The organism is Syntrophomonas sp., from assembly GCF_028707975.1.
In the GTDB taxonomy this organism is placed as follows: Bacteria; Bacillota; Syntrophomonadia; order Syntrophomonadales; family Syntrophomonadaceae; genus Syntrophomonas.
On the sequence record NZ_JAQVZX010000142.1, the window covers coordinates 1 to 3,908 of the forward strand.

Below are 3,908 nucleotides of genomic sequence, written 5' to 3' on the forward strand. Positions count from 1 at the left end.
AGGCCTCCAGGTCAGTAATAACATCTTCCTTAACCACCAGGTCGGTAGCCCCCAAATCTACACAGGAGCGAAATAAAAACGGGTAGTATTGCTGTTCCAAACCGGTATTAAGCAGCATTATATTGCGCGAAGTAACCGCACCCTGCCAGGCCCAGCCGAAGACCTGCTCCAGCCCCGCCATCTCAGAAAAGGTAAAGGAAGGGGCCGAACCCAGCTGGCTAAGGTCAATGGTGGCTACTCTCCATCCTGGATCGTGTTTAATAAATTCACCACTCTGTATTACTGTAAAAGGTTTGGTTCCGGTATGGGCCAAGAGGCGGAAAGAAAACAGGCAATCTACCAGCAGGAATACCAAAAGAACTACCAGCAAGCAACCTGCGATGCTGGATGACTGCAGCCATCCTGGTCGTTTTTCTTTTAGTTCCAAAGTGAAGCCGGAGGCCAGAATAGCCAGGGCAGCAAAGCTGCTGAAACGCAAAGGCCAGAGCAAATGGCTCAGCGGCAGGGTTATGTATATAGCCCGGAATAAAGGGAAAGTGATAAGAAGCAGGATAATGCCGCAGACAGCAAGGCTCCGAGCCCAGGCAGGCTTTGATTTCCAGGTAACAAGGCTGACCAGAAGAAGCATTATCAGGCTTATGCCCCAGTAGAATGTCTCCACATTCTTGAAACGGTACAGGGGAGATAAAGAAATATGGGCCGGGACAAACTGCACCACCTGTTTGACCGCCTGGGCATCAATGCCGGTGATGCCCCCGCTCAAGCTGGGCAAAAGCCACCAGGATGAGCTTAACACTCCGGCAGCAAGAACCAGGAGCCCTCGGGCCAGGTCTTTGACGCTGCAGCCTTGAAAAACCCAGAGAAAAAAGGCAAAAAGGGCTAAAGATAGGCAATAAACGGCCGCAATCATGGCATGGCAAAGCAATACTAGTTGTACAGTTAAAATAACAGCTATTATGGCCCTATAGGATTTCCGCTGCGTTATAATATGTAAAAAAAGGGCAAATAGCAGGGGAAGCAGAGCAGTAGCCAGTACCCGTGGCAAATTGCCCTCGGAGAACGCTACCCGCACATTGTCCTGCCAGAGCAGCCAGACCACAGCAGCCATAACCGCCGGCCACAACCCCATCCTGCGTGACAGCAGAAGCCAGGAGAGAGCCCCCAGTAGCGCGCATAGATATATGTATAGGTTGCCAGCGGTAAAGATATCCCCACTTAAGCCCCTTAACCCAGCCAGGGCATAATAAGGCAAAGGCGCCCAGTAGCGGAAAGGCTGTACCCCATTGTACCAGTATTCGGTAAATTGAGGGTAGTAGTTCCCCTGTTGTATCTGTTCGTAGAGCATTTCAGCTTTAAAAAGATGTCCCCAGCTATCGGAACCCCAGGGAAAACGCTGTTCCACCGGTGGCCAGAGTATATGCTGGTAGGCCAGGAGAGAAAGGAATAAAATCAGCGCCGCAGCCAGCAGATACTGCCGGACGGAATAAGAGGCTCTCCGGGAACCGGCGAAAATGGGAGGGGGCTTGTATAATAATTTCCTATTGTTAGCAGCCTCTTTATCTCGCTGATCCAAATCGGCAAAATCAGGATCAGCTATGGCTGCCGCCTCCTGAGCGGTAATATTTTCCTCCCGGGCTTTAAGCTCGGAAGCAATCTGCTCATCCAGGGCCAGGTTATGATTATTAACCTGAATACCCCGGGTGGGGGTTTCCCAAAGATTCAACTGGTACAGCTTCAAGCCTAATTTGGCCAAATATTCATCCACCCGGTTGAAGAAATACATGGCTATATTTTCGGTAGTAGGTTGTATTAAATCAAAGGGATGAACCTGGTTTAATATGGTATTTTCATAGGGCCCCAGGGCCGCAGAAACCGCCTGGGAAACCCGCCTGAATTCTATAGTGTCCCCAATTTCTCGGGGGACATCCACCTCGGTCTCTACCTGCCAGGAATGCGCATGTACCGGGCCAGTTGTGCCACCGAAAATAACGAAGTGGCGGGCATTTACGAATCCCACCAGCTTCATACTATAAATGCTGTCATCCCCGGTTGCTCTACTTGCTGCAACTCGGTTAAACTCAGGATAGTTATTAGTATTATGGTGTTGAATACAATTGGGAGAGTTTTGGGCGGTGGAGGGATGGTTATTATCATCTTCTTTCTGTGGAATAGGCTCCCTGATGCTTTTCTCTTCCAGTTCAGCCTGAAGAAGAAGAATTTCCTGTTCTATTGCTTGCATTTCCCCTCTTTTTACCGCAACTTCTGCTTCTGCTTCAGCCAGGATTTTTGCTGCTAATAAATGGGCCTTCTCTTCCATTCCCGCAGCAATTCTCTGGCTCTCCTCCAGGGAGCGCTCCAAAGATTCTTTTCTCATTGCTTGACGAGCGATTTCCTGTTTTAGTTCCTCAATGCAAAGATCGACTGCCTGTTTTTTTTGCAGCAGCTTATCCATCTGCAGCTTTAGACTCTCAGCGAGGGCCCGTTCATGATCAGTCTTATCCATTATTCAATATCCAAGGTGTCTGCCGTCTCGTTTCAGGAAGACACATCATGCCTCCTGTTTTCCTTGGTTATTAAGGTAGGGGTAAAGCCTGAATCCTCAGGTTCCTCCCTGACTTTCTCCAGAGATACCCGGTAATTATCCAAAACTTCCCGAAACTCTTCTTTAAAGCGAGCCACTTTGATGCGCAAGAAATCAAGCTCATGTAATTTTTGCTTCAGTTCCTCCTCAGCATTTTCCAGCATATGGCGGGCCCGTTCTCGGGCTTGTTCCTCAATTCTCTGGGCATTAATCTGGGCAGTGACCATTACATCAGAGATAATTCTTTCTCTTTCCATATAAGTATTCAATCGCTCTTGTAACTCTTCTCGCTTTTCTTCAGCCTTTTGCAATTCTGCCTGAATTTTTTCTATTTCTGAATCAAGTGCTATAATTCTTTGCTGGTGTTCGTTCTCCATGCTCTCTATCTGGCTTATTACTTCGCCAGGCTTAAAACCGAAAAATGTTTTTGAAAACTTCATTTTATCTTCCTCCCCCTTCTCCAACTGCTACATAGCTTTATTATAGCTATGTGCACGATGAAGTTCACTATTATTCCCAACGAAATTAGTGGCGATGTTGAAAAATACAGATAAGAAGCCTGAATCGTGACTATTTTACTATATAAACCATGACTTAAGTTAGTATATACATATTAGCATGGAAAGAGCACCATTTAAAGTGATTTTTAATAATTTATTACATGATTCTAATATATGTTCTATCCGTGCTTCATAGACAGAAATCAAAATTTCCTCTTAATATTGCAAATATAGGCAGGAAAGTCCATCAAGGTATAGAAGTATCTATTATAAAATACTGTATAATAGAATTAATCGTACCTTTCATTACTTTTCATTACTCATATCAACTGTAGCTAATTCACCAAATCATTTATTTTTGGCTTGTCGTACTAATAATTAGCCTAGGCTTTTCTTGATATCTGGAGGAGGGATCATTATGAGAAGTATTGGTTCCAGATTAACGCTGTATATTAGTATGGTGGTGCTGTTTTTTTGTGCTGGTTTAGGCTTCATATCTTATTTTTATGCTTCCAAAGCCTTAATGGCTAACATTGAACAAAGTGTGGTAGCCAAAGCCCAGGATGCCACCAGGCTGGTAGGCAGCGAGCTAGATAACCATTTATCGGTAATGGAAACTATTGCGGAACAGCCGGAAATTACTAGTATGAAATGGGAAGAGCAGCGCCCCATTCTGGAACAAGCCAACAAAAGACTGGGTTATTTGATGATGGGGGTTGCCGGGCTGGATGGGCAGGTGCTCACAACTGCGGGTTCGACCACCAACTTAAAGGATCGGGATTACTTTGACCAGGCCCTTAAAGGGCAATCCAGTGTTTCCGATCCTA

The 3,908-nt window shown here is 45.9% G+C and carries 2 protein-coding genes and 1 pseudogene; 1 reads left to right on the top strand and 2 read right to left on the bottom strand.

Translation table 11 applies throughout. The features are described 5' to 3' along the window. Together PHP87_RS11260 and PHP87_RS11265 are read right to left on the bottom strand one after the other, a co-directional pair. The coding region (locus tag PHP87_RS11260; RefSeq protein WP_299921413.1) for a 6-pyruvoyl-tetrahydropterin synthase-related protein at positions 1 to 2,503 on the bottom strand (2,503 nt) is incomplete at its 3' end. Positions 2,504 to 2,535: 32 nt separating this feature from the next. Continuing rightward, positions 2,536 to 3,021, bottom strand: coding sequence for a hypothetical protein (locus PHP87_RS11265; RefSeq protein ID WP_299921415.1), 486 nt, complete (start codon positions 3,019 to 3,021; stop codon positions 2,536 to 2,538). Positions 3,022 to 3,499: 478 nt separating this feature from the next. Between PHP87_RS11265 and PHP87_RS11270 the strand changes: the two are divergent. Then, positions 3,500 to 3,908, top strand: a pseudogene (locus PHP87_RS11270) (methyl-accepting chemotaxis protein); the annotation flags it as partial.